This is a genomic window from Candidatus Binatia bacterium, assembly GCA_036563615.1.
In the GTDB taxonomy this organism is placed as follows: Bacteria; Desulfobacterota; Binatia; order UBA12015; family UBA12015; genus DATCMB01.
This window is the reverse complement of record DATCMB010000009.1, coordinates 1-17,651: the sequence shown is the minus strand read 5'-3', so window position 1 is coordinate 17,651 and position 17,651 is coordinate 1. Positions and strand designations below refer to the sequence as shown.

15 protein-coding genes and 1 tRNA gene are annotated in these 17,651 nt (G+C 72.3%); 7 read left to right on the top strand and 9 right to left on the bottom strand.

All coding sequences use genetic code 11. From position 1 onward, the window contains the following. Positions 1 to 22 precede the first annotated feature (22 nt). From VIS07_07875 to VIS07_07865, 3 genes are all read right to left on the bottom strand, one after another. The gene (locus tag VIS07_07875; GenBank protein HEY8515415.1) at positions 23 to 916 is read right to left on the bottom strand and encodes a fatty acid desaturase; all 894 of its coding nucleotides are present in this window, start codon (positions 914 to 916) and stop codon (positions 23 to 25) included. A gap of 193 nt (positions 917 to 1,109) precedes the next feature. Continuing rightward, complete coding sequence (locus VIS07_07870; protein ID HEY8515414.1) at positions 1,110 to 1,445, bottom strand: DUF551 domain-containing protein; 336 nt, start codon at positions 1,443 to 1,445, stop codon at positions 1,110 to 1,112. A gap of 196 nt (positions 1,446 to 1,641) precedes the next feature. Then, positions 1,642 to 1,713, bottom strand: a tRNA-Gly gene (locus tag VIS07_07865). 151 nt (positions 1,714 to 1,864) lie between these two features. On the opposite strand from VIS07_07865, the gene VIS07_07860 reads away from it, so the two are divergent. Beyond that, the gene (locus VIS07_07860; GenBank protein ID HEY8515413.1) at positions 1,865 to 3,436 is read left to right on the top strand and encodes an alpha-L-fucosidase; all 1,572 of its coding nucleotides are present in this window, start codon (positions 1,865 to 1,867) and stop codon (positions 3,434 to 3,436) included. A 149-nt stretch (positions 3,437 to 3,585) separates the two neighbouring features. Here the strand turns inward: VIS07_07860 and VIS07_07855 are convergent, their stop codons facing one another. Further along, a complete protein-coding gene (locus VIS07_07855) occupies positions 3,586 to 5,076 on the bottom strand; it encodes a sulfatase-like hydrolase/transferase (protein HEY8515412.1) in 1,491 nt (496 codons plus the stop codon). 85 nt (positions 5,077 to 5,161) lie between these two features. Here VIS07_07855 and VIS07_07850 point away from each other — a divergent pair, with 85 nt between their 5' ends. Continuing rightward, the gene (locus VIS07_07850; protein ID HEY8515411.1) at positions 5,162 to 5,377 is read left to right on the top strand and encodes a hypothetical protein; all 216 of its coding nucleotides are present in this window, start codon (positions 5,162 to 5,164) and stop codon (positions 5,375 to 5,377) included. Between the two features lie 37 nt (positions 5,378 to 5,414). Here the strand turns inward: VIS07_07850 and VIS07_07845 are convergent, their stop codons facing one another. From VIS07_07845 to VIS07_07835, 3 genes are all read right to left on the bottom strand, one after another. Next, entirely contained in the window at positions 5,415 to 6,257 is an 843-nt protein-coding gene (locus tag VIS07_07845; protein HEY8515410.1) for an enoyl-CoA hydratase/isomerase family protein, read from the bottom strand. An 82-nt stretch (positions 6,258 to 6,339) separates the two neighbouring features. After that, on the bottom strand, positions 6,340 to 7,059 hold the full coding sequence (locus tag VIS07_07840) for a hypothetical protein (protein ID HEY8515409.1): 720 nt from the start codon (positions 7,057 to 7,059) through the stop codon (positions 6,340 to 6,342). Beyond that, positions 7,056 to 7,982 (bottom strand): hypothetical protein, encoded by a 927-nt coding sequence (locus tag VIS07_07835; GenBank protein ID HEY8515408.1) that lies wholly within the window; start codon positions 7,980 to 7,982, stop codon positions 7,056 to 7,058. The genes VIS07_07840 and VIS07_07835 overlap by 4 nt, the downstream gene beginning before the upstream one ends. Before the next feature lie 319 nt (positions 7,983 to 8,301). Here VIS07_07835 and VIS07_07830 point away from each other — a divergent pair, with 319 nt between their 5' ends. The 5 genes from VIS07_07830 to VIS07_07810 all read left to right on the top strand — a co-directional run bounded on the left by VIS07_07830 (position 8,302) and on the right by VIS07_07810 (position 13,437). Next, positions 8,302 to 8,901, top strand: coding sequence for a D-sedoheptulose 7-phosphate isomerase (locus tag VIS07_07830; protein ID HEY8515407.1), 600 nt, complete (start codon positions 8,302 to 8,304; stop codon positions 8,899 to 8,901). Between the two features lie 257 nt (positions 8,902 to 9,158). Beyond that, positions 9,159 to 10,265, top strand: coding sequence for a hypothetical protein (locus VIS07_07825; protein ID HEY8515406.1), 1,107 nt, complete (start codon positions 9,159 to 9,161; stop codon positions 10,263 to 10,265). Positions 10,266 to 10,339: 74 nt separating this feature from the next. Then, on the top strand, positions 10,340 to 11,443 hold the full coding sequence (locus VIS07_07820; GenBank protein HEY8515405.1) for a site-2 protease family protein: 1,104 nt from the start codon (positions 10,340 to 10,342) through the stop codon (positions 11,441 to 11,443). Between the two features lie 32 nt (positions 11,444 to 11,475). Beyond that, positions 11,476 to 11,931 (top strand): dCMP deaminase family protein, encoded by a 456-nt coding sequence (locus VIS07_07815; protein ID HEY8515404.1) that lies wholly within the window; start codon positions 11,476 to 11,478, stop codon positions 11,929 to 11,931. 111 nt (positions 11,932 to 12,042) lie between these two features. Beyond that, on the top strand, positions 12,043 to 13,437 hold the full coding sequence (locus tag VIS07_07810) for a TIGR01777 family oxidoreductase (protein ID HEY8515403.1): 1,395 nt from the start codon (positions 12,043 to 12,045) through the stop codon (positions 13,435 to 13,437). 154 nt (positions 13,438 to 13,591) lie between these two features. Here VIS07_07810 and uvrA read toward each other — a convergent pair whose 3' ends face one another. After that, positions 13,592 to 16,687: an excinuclease ABC subunit UvrA gene (uvrA, locus tag VIS07_07805; protein ID HEY8515402.1), complete on the bottom strand. Its 3,096-nt coding sequence runs from the start codon at positions 16,685 to 16,687 to the stop codon at positions 13,592 to 13,594. A 172-nt stretch (positions 16,688 to 16,859) separates the two neighbouring features. After that, the gene (locus VIS07_07800) at positions 16,860 to 17,600 is read right to left on the bottom strand and encodes a DUF2238 domain-containing protein (protein ID HEY8515401.1); all 741 of its coding nucleotides are present in this window, start codon (positions 17,598 to 17,600) and stop codon (positions 16,860 to 16,862) included. Positions 17,601 to 17,651 lie beyond the last annotated feature (51 nt).

Below are 17,651 nucleotides of genomic sequence, written 5' to 3'. Positions count from 1 at the left end.
GTCGGAATCAGCCGCCCTCTACCTACCGCCGCCGCGCGCGAATCGCCTCCGGGTTCGGCACGTGCACGTCGTACACCAACCCCAGCCTCTCGAGCCCGCGCACGAGCAAGTACCCGAAGTCCGGCTCGCGCCACCCGAACCCATCACGCGCCGACCCCGGGAACGCGTGATGCGCGTTGTGCCATCCCGCCCCGAACGAGAGCAGCGCGATCCACCAGACGTTCGTGCTGCGGTCGCCGCTCTCGAACGGCCGAGCGCCGAACGTGTGGCACACCGAGTTCGTGCCCCAGACGACTTGATTGACGGCGAAGATGCGGATCGGGCCGCCCCAGAGGAAGCCGAGCACGGCGCCCTGCACGGTGCCGTAGGCGAGCGCCCCGATGATCGTGGGCAGGACGAAGCCGGCGGCAACGATCAGGGGGTAGAGCGCCTCGACGCGCTGGATCACGGGGTCGCGCGCGAGGTCGCGCGCGTAGCGGAGGAAGTCGAGCCCGTGGATCATCACGGCGTCGCGATCGAAGTGCCAGCCGACGTGCAGGTGCCAGAAGCGGCGCAGCGGGGACATGGGCTCGCTCGGGGCATGTGGATCCTTCGCTTCGTCGGCGAAGCGATGATGACGACGGTGCGTCGTGATCCAGAACGACGGCGGTCCCTGCATCGCCATCGCGCCGAGCACCGCGAACGCAGCGCGCGCCGCAGGGCGCGCCGAGAACGCGCCGTGCGAGAGCAGGCGGTGGTAGCCGACCTCGATGCCGACGATCGTGGGAACGAAGAACAGGACGAGGATCGCGACGCCCTTGGCATCGACGTGGCCGGTCGCGATCAGCGCGACGAGCGCGACGAGCCCGAACGCGGTGATCGCCATCGTGCGCGCGATGCGGCGGCGCACCTGAAGCCAGCCCGGCTGCTGACTCACCGCGCCGCGGGACGCCTCTGCCCGTGCTCCGGGCCCGCTTGCAGTTCTGGCCTCGCGCACGGTCCCTCGTCCTAGCAGCTTCGGCCGCGCGCGGGCGAGAGAAAATCACGGCCGCGGCGAACCGCGCACGCGCCGCCGAGCGCACGTCGCGCTCCGCCGCGCTCCGCCGCGCTGCAGCAGACGCGCCCCGCGCTCAGACGCGCGGCGGGTCGGGGAGCGGCCGCCAGTGCGTGACGCCGCGCACCGCGACGGAGCGCTGGTCGAGCCACACGCGCCCTGCCCCGCCCTCCGCGCTCGTAGCCGTGCTCGGCCGCGCGATGGTCAGCCTGGCCTCGACGGGCGACCAGACCAGCACGTCGGTGCCCGGCGGCGGCAACCCCTCCGTCTCGACCTCGCGCCAGCGCGCCTCGCCAGCAGCCACCTCCGCTCGAGCTGGCTGCGCGACGCCGAGCGTCCAGTACGGGGGATCGCTCGCGGGGAACGACTCGGCGATCGCCTGGTCGATCTTCTCCTCGAGCGCGAGGTCCATGGCTTCACGGTACCGAGGTTGGAGGCTCGGTCAACGGCCTGCGGGAGCCAAGGCGCGCGTCAAGCCAATAAAACGCTCTGCAGCGCGCTCGGCTCGTGTGCACACGGCACGGGGTGCAGCGCCGCCTGCAACCGCCAACCGCGGCGCAACTCGCCCAGACGACGAAAGCCCCGGGGGTGCCGGGGCTTTCGCTCAGAGCGGGCGACCGGGATCGAACCGGCGACGTCCAGCTTGGGAAGCTGGCATTCTACCGCTGAATTACGCCCGCGTTGCCGGAAAAGGTACCGAGCGCCCTCGGCTCGGTCAACGCATCGCCGCGGCACCGCCCCGCGTCACGGCGCCAATGCGGCTCGCGCGCCGCACCGTTCCCGGTCTACCCTGGGCGGCCTATGTTCGGCTCCCGCCCACGCGCCCTCCCCGTGCGACCCGCGCTCGCCGCGGCCGCGCTGAATCCCTTCATCCTGGCCGCGCTCCTGACCGCCTGCAGCGACGCGCCGTCCGCGGGCGTCGACGTCGACGCGCCGACGCTCTGCACGGCGGCGACCGCAACCGCCGACCAACCCGCGCGCGCCGCAAGCGCCGCATCCGCGACAACCTCGGACGCCCTCGCCAGCACGCGCCCCCTCCCCGCCTGGTACGACGACGCCAAGCTCGGGATCATGATCCACTGGGGCGTCTGGACCATCCCGGGCTTCGCCGAGACCACGCTCGACCCGGAGCGCGTCGCGGACCCGAACGACCCGGACTACCTGCTCGCGCCGGGCGGCATCGAGCGCTTCCTGCGCCACAACCCGTACACCGAGTGGTACGAGAACTCGCTCGCCATCGACGGCACGGCGACGCAGGCGTTCCACCACGCGACCTACGGCGCGGACTTCCCGTACACGGGCTTCGCGCCGCTCTTCGAGGAAGCGTCCGCGCCCTGGCAGGCGGACGACTGGGCCGATCTCTTCGCGCGCGCACGCGCGCGCTACGTCGTCTTCGTCAGCAAGCACCACGACGGCTACGCGCTGTGGCCGACCTCCGTCGCCAACCCGCGCCGACCGGGCTGGAGCTCGAGCCGCGACTACGCGGGTGAGCTCGCCGACGCGGTCCGCGAGCGCTGCCAGCGCTTCGGCGTCTACTACTCGGGCGGCATCGACTGGAGCTTCTCGCCGCCGCCGATCCAGAACGCGGTCGAGTTCCTGCTCTCCACGCCGACCGACGCGGACTACGCGCGCTACGTCGAGGACCAGTACCGCGACCTGATCGCGCGCTACCAGCCGGCCGTCCTGTGGAACGACATCGGCTCGCCGGTGCTCACCGACGAAGCTCGCCTTTTCGCCGACTACTACGCGGCGGTGCCCGACGGCGTGGTGAACGACCGCTGGGGGCTCGACCCGAGCCTGCCGCCCGCCGACTTCCGCAGCGTCGAGTACGACGTGCGCGACGAGATCTCGCCCGACAAGTGGGAAGCCGTGCGCGGCATCGGCCGCGCGTTCGGCTGGAACGCGAACCAGCGCGAAGAGGACTACGGCACTCCCGAGAAGTACGTGCACCTGCTGATCGACACCGTCAGCAAGAACGGCAACCTGCTGCTCAACGTCGGGCCGATGGCCGACGGCACGATCCCCGCGCCGCAGGTCCGCATCCTGCGCGCGCTCGGCGCCTGGCTCGAGCGCTACGGCGAGGCGATCTTCGCGACGCGGCCGTGGACGCGCTTCCGCGGCGAGACCGAGCAGGGCATCGACGCGCGCTTCACGCAGAGCCGCGACGGCTCCGTCGTCTACGCGACGCTCCTCGGCACGCCGGCCGGGACCAGCGTCACGCTGCGCGACTTCGCGCCGACGCCTGCCGCAGTGCGCTTCGCGCGCGGCGACGGCGCCGACGCTGGCACGCGCGACGACGGCGAGCCGCTCACCTGGCGGCGCGACGGCGCGGACCTGGTGATCGAGCTGCCCGCTGTGCTTGACGCGCAGCCGGCGCACGCGCTCGCGATCGAGCTCGGCTGACGCGCGTCGGTCGGCGGCGCAGCGAGCTGTTCAGCAACGCCGTCAGCGGCGTCAGCGGAGCAGCGCGTGACCGAGCCGTCGCGGCGCAGCGCGTGACCGAGCCGTCCGCGGCGCAGCGAGCAGCCGTCAGCGGCACGCCACGCCGCCGATCAATGCCGCAGCGGCGCCGCAGCGGGCGCGACGTCGACCTCCGCCGCGAGCTCCATCATCCGCGCGCGCAGCTCCTCCACCTTCTCCGGCATCGCCGCGGCGAGGTCGTGCTGCTCGCCGGGATCCGCCTCGAGGTCGAACAGCAGGTCGCCGTGGTCGTAGCGCGCGTACGGCGCCTCACCGCCCTCGACCGCGAGCTTGAGCTTGAAGCGCCCTTCGCGATAGCCGGCGAGCCCGCTCGAATCCTGCTTCCAGTAGAGGAAGCGGAAGGGACCGTCGGGGTCGCGCTCGCCGCTGCCGTCGAGCAGCGCGCCGATGTCCTTGCCGTCGAGCTCGACGCCGGCGGGCAGCGGCGCGCCGGCGAGGCGCGCGAGCGTCGGCAGCCAGTCGAGCATCGTCGCGGGCTCGTCGATCACGCGCGCGGCCGGGATCCGTCCTGGCCAGCGCGCGATCATCGGCACGCGCAGGCCGCCCTCGAACGTCGTGCCCTTGCCCTCGCGCAGATGTCCCGCGCTGCCGGAGTCGCGCCCGCCCTGCGGCTGCGGCGCGTCGGTCTGCCAGAGCAGCCATGGACCGTTGTCGCTGGTGAAGACCACGAGCGTCCGGTCGTCGATGCCGAGCGCCTGGATCTCGCGCAGCAGCTCGCCGACGCTCGCGTCGAGCTCGGCGAGGACGTCGGTGTAGAGCCCGCCGCGCGTCGTGCCGCGGAACTCGTCCGCGGCGTAGAGCGGCACGTGCGGCGCATGGTGCGCGTAGTAGACGAAGAACGGCCTGCCCTCGTCGACCGCGCGCCGCATCACCGCGACGGCTTCGTCGGTGTAGCGACGCGTGAGCGTCTCCTGGATCGCCGGCATCTCGAGCACGTCGCCGTCGCGCATGAGCGGCACGCCGGGACGGCAGTCCGCGAACAGGCTGCTGCACGGACGCTCCGGTGCCGGCTCGCCGGGGTACTGCGGCTCGTCCATGTCGTTCGAGTACGGCAAGCCGAAGAAGACCTCGAAGCCGTGCCGGTTCGGCAGGTACTCGGGCAGGTGGCCGAGGTGCCACTTGCCGATCAGCGCCGTCAAGTATCCGCGCTCGCGCAGGAGCTCGGCGATCGTGACCTCCTCGGGATCGAGCCCGCCCGTGCTGTCGGGGAAGTAGACGCCGCGCGGATCCCGGTTGCTCATGCGCACCGAGTAGCGACCGGTGAGCAGCGCCGCGCGCGACGGCGTGCAGACCGACGACGCGGCGTAGAACTGCGTCGCGCGCACGCCCTCCTGCGCCATGCGGTCGAGGTGCGGCGTCGAGGCGTCGGGGTTGCCGTAGCTGCCGAGGTCGCCCCAGCCGAGGTCGTCGGCGAAGACGAAGAGCACGTTGGGCGGCGACGCGGAGCCGGTCGCGCTGCTGCGGTCGCTGCACGAGACGCTCACGAGCGCTGCGAGCAGGAGCCAGACGATGCTCGCCGCGCGTCGCCAGAGCGCGCCATCCGATCGAGTGCGATCCGCCACCTCGCTCGCTCTACGGTGCCGCGCTCGGAGGACGCAAGCGCCGCACGCCCTCGACAAGACCCCGGCGCTCGTCTAGCGACCACGCATGACCCGCTCACGCGCGATCTTCGCAGCCGCCGCGACGCTGCTGGCGCTCGTCGCCGTCTCCTGCGGCAGCGGCGACGACTGCGCCGGCTTCATCAGCATCAACGCGTCGCCCGACACCTGCGCGAAGCTCGCCGAGGAGTTCGGCTGCGCGAGCTTCGACGCCTCCGGACCGCGCTGCGGCCTGGTCTCCTGCGCGCGCTGCGAGGGGCTCTAGCCGCGACCTCGTTCGACGCGTCCGCGACGGCCGCGCGCTACGCGCCGCCCTTGCCGAGGTCGCGCAGCAGCCCGCCGAGCTCGCGCTCGACCTCGCGCGTCTGCCCGCCGAGCGCGAGGAAGTCGCGCATGCGCTGGCGCGCTTCGGGGAGCGCGACCGACTCGTTGAACAGATCGCCCTCGACCAGCAGACCCGGCTCCTGCGACGGCAACGCGGCGTCGACCGCTTCCTTCGCGAGCCGGATCGCCTCCGCCGGCATGCCGGCGATGCGCTCGGCGAGCGCGCGCACGAACGGCATCAGCTCCTCGGCGTCGAGCGCGCGGTTGACGTAGCCCATCGCCGCGGCCTCGTCCGCGTCGACGTCGCCGCAGCCGAGGACGATCTCGAGCGCCCGCGCCCGCCCGACGAGGTGCGCGAGCCGCTGCGTGCCGCCGCCGCCCGGGATGATGCCGAGCGCGACCTCCGGCTGCGCGAGACGCGTCTTGCCGCGCGCCGCGAACCGCATGTCGAGCGACAGCAGGAACTCCGAGCCGCCGCCGCGCGCGATGCCCGCGATCGCGCCGATCGACACCTTCGGCATCCGCCGCAGACGCTCGAGCAGCGCGACGAACGGTCCGATCTGCGTCAGCTTCGGCGGCTTCGCCTCGGGCAGCGTCAAGATCCAATTCACGTCGGCGTGCGCGATGAAGAAGTCCGGATCCGCGCTCTGGAAGACGATGACGCGGACCTCGGGGTCCTGCTCGAGCAGCGGCACGAGCTGCGACAGCTCGAGAAACAGCGGCAGGTCGAAGAGGTTGATCGGTGGGTGGTCGATCGTCACCCATGCGACACCGCGCTCGACCTTCACGCGGAGCGAGTTCAAGCTCTCGTAGCTCACCATCGCGCGCCTCCTCGTGCGGGGTCTTCCCTACGCCGCGCGCGGCGGTCAGACAACGCCGGTCAGGCGACGACGCCGCGCGTGGTCACGGCAGCGCGCGCACCCACGCGTCGGCCATCGCGAGAATCGACACGTCGCGGAAGTGCAGCTGATCGAAGCCGACGTGGAAGCGGTTCGCCCAGTCGGGGCCGTTGACGATGCCGCGCGCGAGCATCTCCGCGCGCACGCGGTCGAAGAGCGCCGTGTTGATCGGCTCTCCGTCGAGGCTCCTCGCGAGCGGCGGCGTCGACAGCAGGACGCCGTGCCCGGCATCGATCTCGTCGAGCTCCGCGACCAGCTCCTCGATGCGGTCGACCGTGCCCTCGGCCGTCACGCCGGGGAGCGCCAGCTCGCTGCCGTCGCCCATCACCAGGAAGATGTCGCACACGCCGACCGGGATGTGGTCGACCATCCCGGCGCCACTCGCGCACGCCGCGCGCGCGTGCGGGTAGTACCTCGCCTGCACCCTGCAGCGCTCGGGCTCGATGGGACCGAGCCAGTCCGACGGACCGGTGCCCGGGACCGACAGATCGATCACGCGCGCGCGGTGCCACGGGTGGTGCGGCGAGGTCGCGCGGAGCAGCATCTCTATCGCGTGCGCGGTGCGAAAGGGCGACAGACCGAGCGTGCTCCAGTTGGTCGTGCTCGCGAGGTTCAGCGAGTCGCCGATCGTGCAGATCGTCCTGCGCTCGACGGACGTCCTGCCGTGCGCCGACGTCGCGCACAGCAGCATGACGCAAGCAAGGACGCTCAGAACCGCTCTCATAGCGCCGGCGTGAAGGGGGCGGTGCACGACAGGCCGCCGTCGTCGCTGCCCTTCGCGAGCTGCGCCGAGAGCGCCCAGCGGCTCAGGGGCTCCGATGCGTGATCGACGCCCGCCATCGCGCACGACGTGTCCGCGGTGCCGATCGTGCACGAGGAGGCGAGCGACGTGTCGCGGTAGAGCCGGATCGTGAGCGGGCTCGGCGGGCTCGTCGCCAGCGTGCACCTCACCTGTCCGACGGCGCCCGCGCCGAGCACCAAACTCGCGACATCGCGGCTCAGGGTGGCGACCGTCGTGACGCCCGAGAGCGGGAAGAAGCGCTCGCTCTCGGAGAGCGCTGCGGCATAGGACGACGCGAGGATCGTCGTCGGCCGGTAGACCTTGCTGCCGAAGAGCCAGAAGAGGCCCGGCGAGGGCCCGCCGTCGAGCCGGACGCCGAGGACGGGGTTGCTCGCGGTCGCCCTTGCGACCTTCGGGTCGAGGGACTTCAGCGTGCCGGCGCCGTCCGCGTCGCTCGACATCACGGCGAGGTCGCCCGGACCGCCGAGCTCGTTGTCGCACAGCGCCTCGCCGGCGATCACCACGAAGACCGGGTCGCCCTCGGAGATGGTCGACGAGCTCTGCGCGCAGCCCAGGACGTGCGCCTCGCCGGGCGGCGCCTCGACCACCTGCTCCGGCACGCCGTCCTTCAGCTTGACGACGCTGTACGGCGGGATCGCTCCGCCGGCGATGAACGTCCCGCCGAGGAACGCCTGCGGACCGTTCGGCTGCCGGCAGGAGACCAGCCCGCCGGCGCCGGTCTGGACGTACTCGCAGTTCTCCACGCCGAGCCGCGAGACGGCGAGGTCCGCATCCGATTGCGGGACCTCCGCGTTGGCCGACGTCGCTGCGATGACCAAGAGGGAGATGACGAAAAGAAGGCGCACCGAGGAAATGCTCCCGTACATTTTTGGCTGACGGACGTAAAGAAGTATAGACAAAAATCTTGGACAACGGCTGTCCAGGGAGCGGACGCACGACAACCGCTGTCAGCAAACCCTCCAGATGCGTCGCGACGTCGGCGGCCAGCCATGCACGGCGCCGTCGCCGCGGATCAGCGACGCCGATCCGACCGCGCGCCGTCGCCGCCCCGCCGCCGCGCTCGAGCGAACGCCACGAAGCGCGGCGGCCCCGCGAGCGCGCCCGCTCGACCCGCCATGGCACGCTCTGTGGCGCGCGGCGAAGCCGGAGCGTATCATCGCCCGGATGCAGGACGTGATCCGGCGGGCTTTTGCCGCCTCGATCAACGCGAAGGAGCGCTTCGTCGTCGAGCACGGCGAGACGCTCGAGCGCGTCGCGAGGCTGATGGCCGAGGCCTTGCAGCAAGGTCACAAGATCCTGCTGTTCGGCAACGGCGGCAGCGCCGCCGACGCGCAGCACGTCGCCGCCGAGTTCGTGAACCGCTTCATGGTCGAGCGCCGCCCGCTGCCCGCGATCGCGCTGACCACCGACACCTCGGCCCTGACCTCGATCGGCAACGACTACGGCTTCGAGCACGTCTTCGCGAAGCAGATCGAGGCGCTGGGCTCCGCGGGCGACGTCGCGATCGCGATCTCGACCAGCGGCAACTCGCCGAACGTCCTGCGCGCGATCGAGGCCTGCGGCCGCGTCGGGCTGTTCGTCGTCGGCCTGACGGGCGGCGACGGCGGCAAGATGCGCGACCAGGTCGACTTCCTGCTCAACGTCTCGGCGACGCGCGAGACCGCGCGCGTCCAGGAGACGCACATCGTGGCGTTGCACGTCCTGTGCGACCTCGTCGACCGGCAGCTCTTTCCCGAGGGCTACCGCAAGGGCGGCGAGATTTGAGCCGGACGCGCAGGCCGGCGCTCGAGCGTGACGGCTCGCCGGCGGAGCTCATGGTGGTGGGGGTTCCGGGGCAGCGGCGCAGGCAGCGGCGTTCGGTGCGGACGGCGTCCGGAGCCGGCAACGGCGCGGACGAGGCACGCGGCCGCGACGCGCGCGGCGTCGCAGCGCGACGCCGGACCGCGAGCGCGACGAACGACGCGAGCAGCGCGGGCACCACGAGCGCCGGGAGCGCCGGGAGCGCCGCAAGGACGAGCACCATGAAGGCTGCACGGATCCCGACCAGCTCGAGCGCCACGCGGCCCACGTCCACCACGCGAGCCACGACCGGCGCGACGCCGACGCTACCCGCACCACCGCGTCCCAAGCTCGACGTCCGCCGCGCGCGCACCTACCCGCTCGCGCGCCGCGCGAGCAAGGTCGCGGCGCACGAGATCGGCGGCCCGCTCGAGCCCGGGCTGACCTTCGCGCAGTGGCTCGAGCGCCTGCCGAACATCCTCGCCGCGGCCGATCTGCGCTTCGCCGCCGAGACCATCGCGCGCGCGCGCCTCGCCGGGCGCGGCGTCGCGCTCGGCATGGGCGCGCACCCGATCAAGGTCGGGCTGTCGCCGCTGATCGTCGACCTGATGGAGCGCGGCGTCCTCACCTCGGTCGCGCTGAACGGCGCGGGGATCATTCACGACTTCGAGCTCGCGGTCGCGGGTCGGACGTCGGAGGACGTCGGGCCGGGGCTCGAGCGCGGCCGCTTCGGCATGGCGCGCGAGACCGGCGCCATCCTGAACCGCGTCATCAAGGAAGGCGCCGCCAAAGGTCTCGGCATCGGCGAGGCGGTCGGGCGGCACATCGCGCGCAGCCGCTACCAGCACCGTCACCTGAGCATCACGGCGGCCGGCGCGCGGCTCGGCATCCCGGTCACCGTGCACGTCGCGATCGGCACCGACATCATCCACATGCACCCGAGCGCCGACGGCGGCGCGATCGGCGCTGCCAGCATGCGCGACTTCCATCGCCTGGCGGAGGTCGTCGCGGGGCTGTCGCGCGGCGTCTACGTCAACCTCGGCTCCGCGGTGCTCCTGCCCGAGGTGTTCGTCAAGGCGCTCAACCTGGCGCGCAACCTCGGCCACAAGGTGCGCCCGCTGGTGACGATCGACCTCGACTTCCTGCGCCACTATCGCCCGGGCGTGAACGTCGTGTCGCGACCCACGGCGAGCGGCGGACGCGGCCTCCACATCACCGGGCACCACGAGCTGCTCTTCCCGCTCCTCGCGGGTGCCGTGCTCGAGCGCATCGCGGCGCTCGGCGCGAGCGTCAAGCAAAGCTCAAGCGGCTCGAGCGCCGACCGCGCGCGGAGCCCGCGCCGGCGCTGAGCGTCGCCGGCGTACGCGACGAGCGCGCGGTTTCGTGAGCACCCGCTTGCCGGTAAGGTGATCCCGTGGCCGAGATGGACGAGCGCCGCTTCGAGCTCCCCCGTAGCTACCCGACCTACCCGCCCTACCCGACCTACGGCGTGCCGACGGCGCCGCAGCCGATCGTGCAGCGACGCTTCGGTAGCTCGACCACGGTGCACGTCGTCCTGTTCGTCCTGACGTTCCTGACGACCACCATGGCGGGCGCGCTCAACGCGGGCGTCGATCCGTTCAGCAGCCCGCTCGGGCTCATCGAGGGGCTGCCCTTCTCGACGACGCTGATGCTGATCCTGCTGTGCCACGAGCTCGGGCACTACAGCTTCGCCGCCTTCCACCGCGTGCCGGCGACGCTGCCGTACTTCATCCCGGGACCGCCCTTCCTCGTCGGCACGTTCGGCGCGTTCATCCGCATGCACGGGATGCCGCGCAATCGCCGCGCGCTGTTCGACGTCGGCGCCGCCGGACCGTGGGCCGGGATGTTCGTCGCGGTGCCGGCGGTCGTGCTGGGCCTGCGCTGGTCGGAGGTGTACCCGCTCCAGGCGCCGGTCACGGGCGACCTGGTGCTCGGCAACTCGCTGCTGTTCTCGACGCTGACCAAGTGGGTGCTCGGCATCCACCCGGACGACGCGACCATTCTGCTGCACCCGGTCGCGCTCGCCGGCTGGTTCGGCATCTTCGTCACCTTCCTGAACCTGCTCCCCGTCGGACAGCTCGACGGCGGGCACGTGGTGTACGCGCTGTTCGGCCGCGGGCACCGGACGATCGCGCGGCTGTTCTTCATCGTCGTGCTCGCGATGGGCTTCTTCGGCTGGCAGGGCTGGTTCGTGTGGGCGCTGCTGCTCGGCTTCGTGCTGCGCGTCGACCACCCCGACACCGCCGACCGCGACACGCCGCTCGACCCGTTCCGCAAGCTCGCCGCCTGGGCGACGATCGGCATCTTCATCTTGACGTTCATGCCGGTGCCGCTGTCGGTGGAGACGCCGCCGGAGCCCGTTCAGTTCCGCCGCGAGGCGCCGCGCGTCCCGTTCTTCGACGACGACCGTCCGCGCCGCCGCCGCTTCGAGGACGACGGTACTCTGATGGACATCCGCGCGGGCGAGGCGCCGTCGCGCGCCGCGATCCTCGCGCACCCGGCTTGACGCCGAAGGAGCCGGTCCATATCTCGCCTCCCGTGTCGGACCGTCTCAGCTGGGACCAGTACTTCCTGACCATCACGCGCACGGTGGCGGAGCGCTCGACCTGCCTGCGCGCCAAGGTCGGCGCGGTGATCGTGCGCGACAAGAGCATCCTCGCGACCGGCTACAACGGAGCGCCGTCGGGGCTGCCGCACTGCCTCGACGTCGGCTGCCTGATCTACCGGTCACAGACGCCGAGCGGCGAGTTCGAGGAGAACTGCTGGCGCACGATCCACGCCGAGATCAACGCGATCGCGCAGGCGGCGCGCAACGGCGCCGCGATCCAGGACGCGTCGATCTACATCACGCACTCGCCGTGCTTCCACTGCCTGAAGACGCTGGTGAACACCGGCATCAAGACGATCTTCTACGAGAAGCCCTACAAGCTCGAGACGCTCGACGAGATCCTGCGCTACACCGACGTCCGCCTCGAGCAGGTCTACGTTCCGTAGCGCCCGCCCTCTCCGGCGGGCGTGTGACGGCCCTCCCGCCGGCGTAGTGTGAGGGAAACGTGCGCGTCCTGCCGGTCGCGAACCGGCCGGGCCGTCACGCGGGGGTGACGGATGAAGATCGTCGTGACCGGGGCCACCGGCTTCATCGGACGCGAGCTCGTCTCGCGGCTGCTCGCGAGCGGGCACGAGGTGACGGCGTGGAGCCGTAGCGCCACACGCGCGAAGGGCCGTTTGCCGGCGCTGTGCGAGGTCGCCGAGGTCGATCCGCGCAAGCCCATCGACCCCGCCCGGCTGCGCGGCGTCGACGCCATCGTGCACCTCGCCGGCGAGAGCGTCGCGAGCGGACGCTGGACCGAGGCGCGCAAGCGCGAGATCCGCGAGTCGCGCGTCGCGAGCTCGCGCGCGATCGTCGACGCGATCGCCGCCCTGCCCGAGGGCGAGCGACCGCAGGCGCTGGTTGCCGCGTCGGCGATCGGCTTCTACGGCGACCGCGGCGACGAGGTGCTGGACGAGTCGTCGCCGCCGGGCACGGGCTTTCTCGCCGAGGTCTGCGTCGCGTGGGAGGCGGAGGTGCGGCGCGCCGAGCCGCTCGGTGTGCGCGTCGTCTCGGTGCGGATCGGCGTCGTGCTCGGCCGCAACGGCGGCGCGCTGCAGGCGATGCTGCCGCCGTTCCGCGCCGGACTCGGCGGCCGCCTCGGCAGCGGCAAGCAGTGGATGAGCTGGATCCACCTCGACGACATGGTCGGGCTGCTGCAGTTCGCGCTCGAGAACCCGAACGTCTCGGGCGTCCTGAACGCCGTCGCGCCCAACCCGGTGACCAACGCGGAGCTGACGCGCGAGCTCGGCCGCGCGCTCGGGCGTCCGACGCTGCTGCCCGCGCCGAAGCTCGCGCTCGAGCTCGCGCTCGGCGAGATGGCGAGCGTGCTGTTCGAGAGCCAGCGCGTCGTGCCGCGGCGCGCGCAGGAGCTCGGCTACGCGTTCTGCTGGCCGACGCTCGCTCCGGCGCTCGCCGAGCTGCTTCGCGACTCGGCGCAGGAGCTCGTCCTGGAGCAGTGGGTGCCGCGGACGCCCGACGAGGTGTTCCCGTTCTTCTGCGACGCGCGCAACCTCGAGAAGATCACGCCGGACTTCGTCAAGCTCGAAATCCTCGAGATCGGCCCCGAGCCGGTGCAGCGTGGCACGCGCATCCGCTACCGGATGTCGCTGCACGGGCTCGGCGTGAGCTGGGAGAGCGTGATCGAGGACTGGGATCCGCCGCGCCGCTTCTCCGACCGCCAGGTGCGCGGCCCGTACCGGAGCTGGCTCCACGTGCACGAGCTCGAGCCCGTGCGCGGCGGCACGCTGCTGCGCGACCGCATCCGCTACGAGCTGCCGCTCGGCGTGCTCGGCGAGGCGATCGGCGGACGCTTCGTGCGCCGCGACCTCGAGCGGATCTTCGCGTACCGGCAGAAGAAGATCGCCGAGCTGTTCGGCAGCGAGGAGCGCGGCACGCGCGGCGTTGCTTGACGACGGCGGCGCGGCATTGCTTGACGCCGGTGGCGCGGCGTTGCTTGACGTCGGTGGCGCGGCGCGCGGACGTCGCCGTGCGCTGCGCTCCGCGAGGCCGTCGTTGCGGGTGATGAAGCCGCTTCTGCCGGCCGCAGCGGCGCCGCGCGAAGCGCTACGCCGTCCCCCGCGCGCGGGCGCGCAGCTCGCGCGGCTCCCGCGGCGCCCCGCCCGCGAGCAGCGCGCGCAGCGCGTCCGCGGTCGGCGTGCCGCCGCGGCGTGCGAGCTCCGCCGGCGTGCCGAGGGCGACCACCTCGCCGCCGCGCTCGCCGCCCTCGGGGCCGAGGTCGACGACCAGGTCGGCCGCGGCGATGAAGTCGAGGTTGTGCTCGACGACGATGATCGTCGCGCCGCGCCGCACCATGCCGCGCATCACCTCGATCAGGCGCGCGACGTCGGCGAGGTGCAGGCCCGTCGTCGGCTCGTCGAAGAGCAGCAGGCGCCGCCCGTCGCTCGTCCCGCCGTCGCCGGTGTAGCTCGCGAGCTTCAAGCGCTGCGCCTCGCCGCCGGACAGCGTCGAGGTCGGCTGGCCGAGCGTCAAGTATCCGAGCCCGACCGCGCGCAGCGCCGCGAGCCGCGCCTGAATCCGCGGCTGATCCGCGAAGAAGTCGTGCGCCTCGTCGATGGTCATCGCGAGCACGTCGCCGATCGTCTTGCCGCGGTAGCGGATCGCGAGCACGTGCGGCCTGAAGCGCGCGCCGCCGCAGGCGTCGCACGGCACGGTGACGTCGGCCATGAAGTGCATCTCGATCGTGACCGTGCCCATGCCGCAGCACTCCTCGCAGCGGCCGCCCGGGGCGTTGAACGAGAAGTGTCCGGCCGGCACGCCGGCCGCGCGCGCGTCCGGCGTCGCGGCGAAGACGCGGCGGATCTCGTCGTACGCCTTCAAGTACGTCGCGGCGTTCGAGCGCGTCGAGCGTCCGACCGGCGCCTGCGTCATCAGCACGACCTCGTCGAAGGCGTCGAAGCCCGTGAGCCCGTCGCAGGCGCCCGCCTCGACGCCCTGCCCCTGCATGCGGCACCAGTTGCCGTACAGCACCTGCTCGACGAGCGTCGACTTGCCCGAGCCCGACACGCCGGTGACGCAGGTGAGCCGCCCGTAGGGGAAGGTCACGGTGATGTTCTTGAGGTTGTTCTCGCGCGCGCCGTGCACCGTGCAGCCGTCGATGCGCTCGCGCGCGGCGGCCTTCGTGCTGCGCAGCTTCGGCAGCGGCAGGCGCACGTTTTCCGCGCGCTCGATGCTGTCCGCGCGCGCGGCGAGCAGACGCGCGGTCGCCGACTCGTCCTGCGGCATGCCGCCCGGCGGACCCGCGTAGACGACGCGGCCGCCGCGCGAGCCGCCGCCGGGTCCCAGGTCGATGACGTGGTCCGCGCCCTGGATCACCACCGGATCGTGCTCGACCAGCACGACCGTGTTGCCCGCGGCCGTGAGCTGGCGCAGCACGCCGAGCAGGCGCTCGGAGTCGCGCGCGTGCAGGCCGACGGTGGGCTCGTCGAGGCAGTACAGCGTGTCGGTGAGCTTCGCGCCGAGCGCGCTCGCCAGGTGGATGCGCTGCGCCTCGCCGCCGGACAGCGTCCGTGCTTGACGCGCGAGCGTCAAGTAATCGAGACCGACCGCGACCAGGTAGCCGAGGCGCGAGCGGATCTCGGAGAGCAGCGTCGCGACCCGCGCCTGCTTCGGCACGTCGAGCGACAGCTTCTCGATCCAGGCGAGCGCCTCGCCGATCGGCAGCTCGGTGAGCTCCGCGATGTCGAGCCCGCCGACCCGCACCGCGAGCGCCTCGGGGCGTAGCCGCTTTCCGCCGCACGCCTCGCACGGCGTGAAGCCGCGGAAGCGCGCGATCAGGATGCGGACGTGCGCCTTGTAGCGCTTGCGCTCGAGCCACCGGAAGAAGCCGCGCACGCCGGGAAAACGCTCCGTGCCGCGCCTGCCGCCCGCCGCGTCGCGCGGCTCGCCGTCGAGCACGAACTCGCGCTCGGTGTCGCTCAGCTCGCCGTACGGCACGTCGGTGCGCACGCCGTGCCGCTTCGCGGCGCGCAGCATCCACTCCTGCATCTCGATGCTCGCCGGCATGGTGAACGGCAGCACGGCCCCGTCCGCGAGCGAGAGACGCGGGTCGGGGATGACCTTGTCGAGGTCGAGGCCGGTGACGCGGCCGAAGCCCTCGCAGGACGGGCACGCGCCGAGCGGGCTGTTGAAGGAGAAGAGCTGTGGCGTCGGCTCGGGTAGCTCGCGACCGCAGCCGCGACACGAGAAGCGGCGGTCGAGCTCGAGGACGCGCTCGCGCCCTGCCGAACCCCCGTCGTCACGCCCGGTCGCGGACGCGTCGTCGCGTCCGGCCCCGCGTGCGTCGTCGCGCGGCGGCTGCACGACCAGACGCACGCGTCCACGCGACAGCGAGAAGGCGCGCTCGAGGCAGTCGCGCTGCCGCGCGCTATTGGCCGTGCCGACGACCAGACGGTCGACCACCACCGGCAGCACGGCGCCCGCGGGGGCGTAGATCAGGCCGCCCTCGGCAACGAGCGCGGCGCCGTCGGCACGGGTCGCTGCGTCGGTGTCGTCGGAGGAGCGCTTGCTGCGGGCGGAGCGCGCGGCGTCCTTCGCGCGCGCGGCGTCGCGACGTGGGATCCGTGCGCGGGCCTTGGGCGTGGGGTCCGCGGCGCGCGTGGCGGCTGCGACACGCGCTGCGGGCACGGCGCCGAGGCGGCGCGCCAGCTCCTCGGTCTCGACCTCGTCGAGCCGCAGCATCGCGCCTTCGAGCCACAGCCGCCGGTAGCCGTCGCGCACGAGCCCCGTGACGACGTCGCCGAGCGGCAGCCCGCTCACGTCGATCGGCGCGATCACGAGCACGGTCGCGCCCTCGGGGAGTGCGGCGATCTCGCGCATCGCGCTGTCCGGGTCGTCGCGCCGCACGCGGTCGCCGCAGGTCGGACAGGTCGCCTCGCCGACGTGCGTCCACAGGAGCCGCAGGTGGTCGTTGATCTCGGTGATCGTGCCGACGGTCGAGCGCGCGTTGCGGATCGTGTTCTTCTGCACGAGCGCGACCGCGGGCGGGATGTTGCTGATGAAGTCGACGTCGGGGCGCTCCATGCGCTCGAGGAAGAGCCGCGTGTAGGTCGACATCGACTGCACGAAGCGGCGCTGCCCCTCGGCGTAGAGCGTGTCGAACAGCAGGCTCGACTTGCCCGAGCCGGACACGCCGGTGATCACGGTCAACGCGCACGGCGGCACCTCGCACGTCACGTTCTTCAGGTTGTGCGTGCGGGCGCCCTGAATGCGGATGGGCTCCTTCAGCTTCGTTCCTCGGCGATGGATTGGCCGGCGGACGCCGGCTTGCTGCGATAAGTGGCACGCACGCCGCGTCGTCGCCAGCCGGGCCGGGTCACGATCGTGGAGCGCGTCTCCGCGTCGCGTCGAACGCCTGCTCCGCCGAGGCCGCCGCCGCGCTGCCGCTCGCCGCCGCCTCGTGGATCAGCCGCAGCAGCTCGTCCTCGCCGAGCGGCCGGCTGTGCTTGACGCGCAGGCTGTCCGCCCACTCGCGTGCGAAGTCGCGCTGGTAGCGCCAGTTGAGCGCCGCGGTGACGAGCATCGCGATGATCGCGCCGAGCGTCGCGAGCGCCATGTCCTTCTGCGCGTCCCACGGATCGCCCTGCGTGCCGAGGTAGGCGGTGCCGAGCTCGCCGCCCAGCACCTCGGCCGCGCCCCACTCGATCAGCTCGTAGAGCATCGACGTCGCCATCGTCACGTCGAGCGGCAGGTAGTAGCCCCAGAAGCCGCGCACGTCGGCGACGCGCAGGAAGATCTCGCGGATCGGATACGCGAGCAGCAGCCCGTACGCGAAGTGCACCAGCCGGTCGTAGTGATTGCGCGTCGCGCCGGTGAGGCTCGACAGCGTGCGCCCCGTGAGCGCCTCGAACCAGGCGTCGTACGGCACCAGCGAGTACGTGTAGTGCGCGCCGATCGAGTGCAGGCACATGAAGAGGAAGATCAGCGTGTAGGAGACGCGCGACAGCGGCAGCTTGCGCCGGGTCGCGATCAGGAAGGCGACGCCGAGGAAGAGCAGCGCATTCTCGAGCAGCCAGTCGGCGCGGTCGTGGGGGGAGATGCCGAGGAGGACGGTGATCGCGACGAGGAGCCAGAAGAGGAGGACGGGGTAACGCTCGTGGGAGAGCCA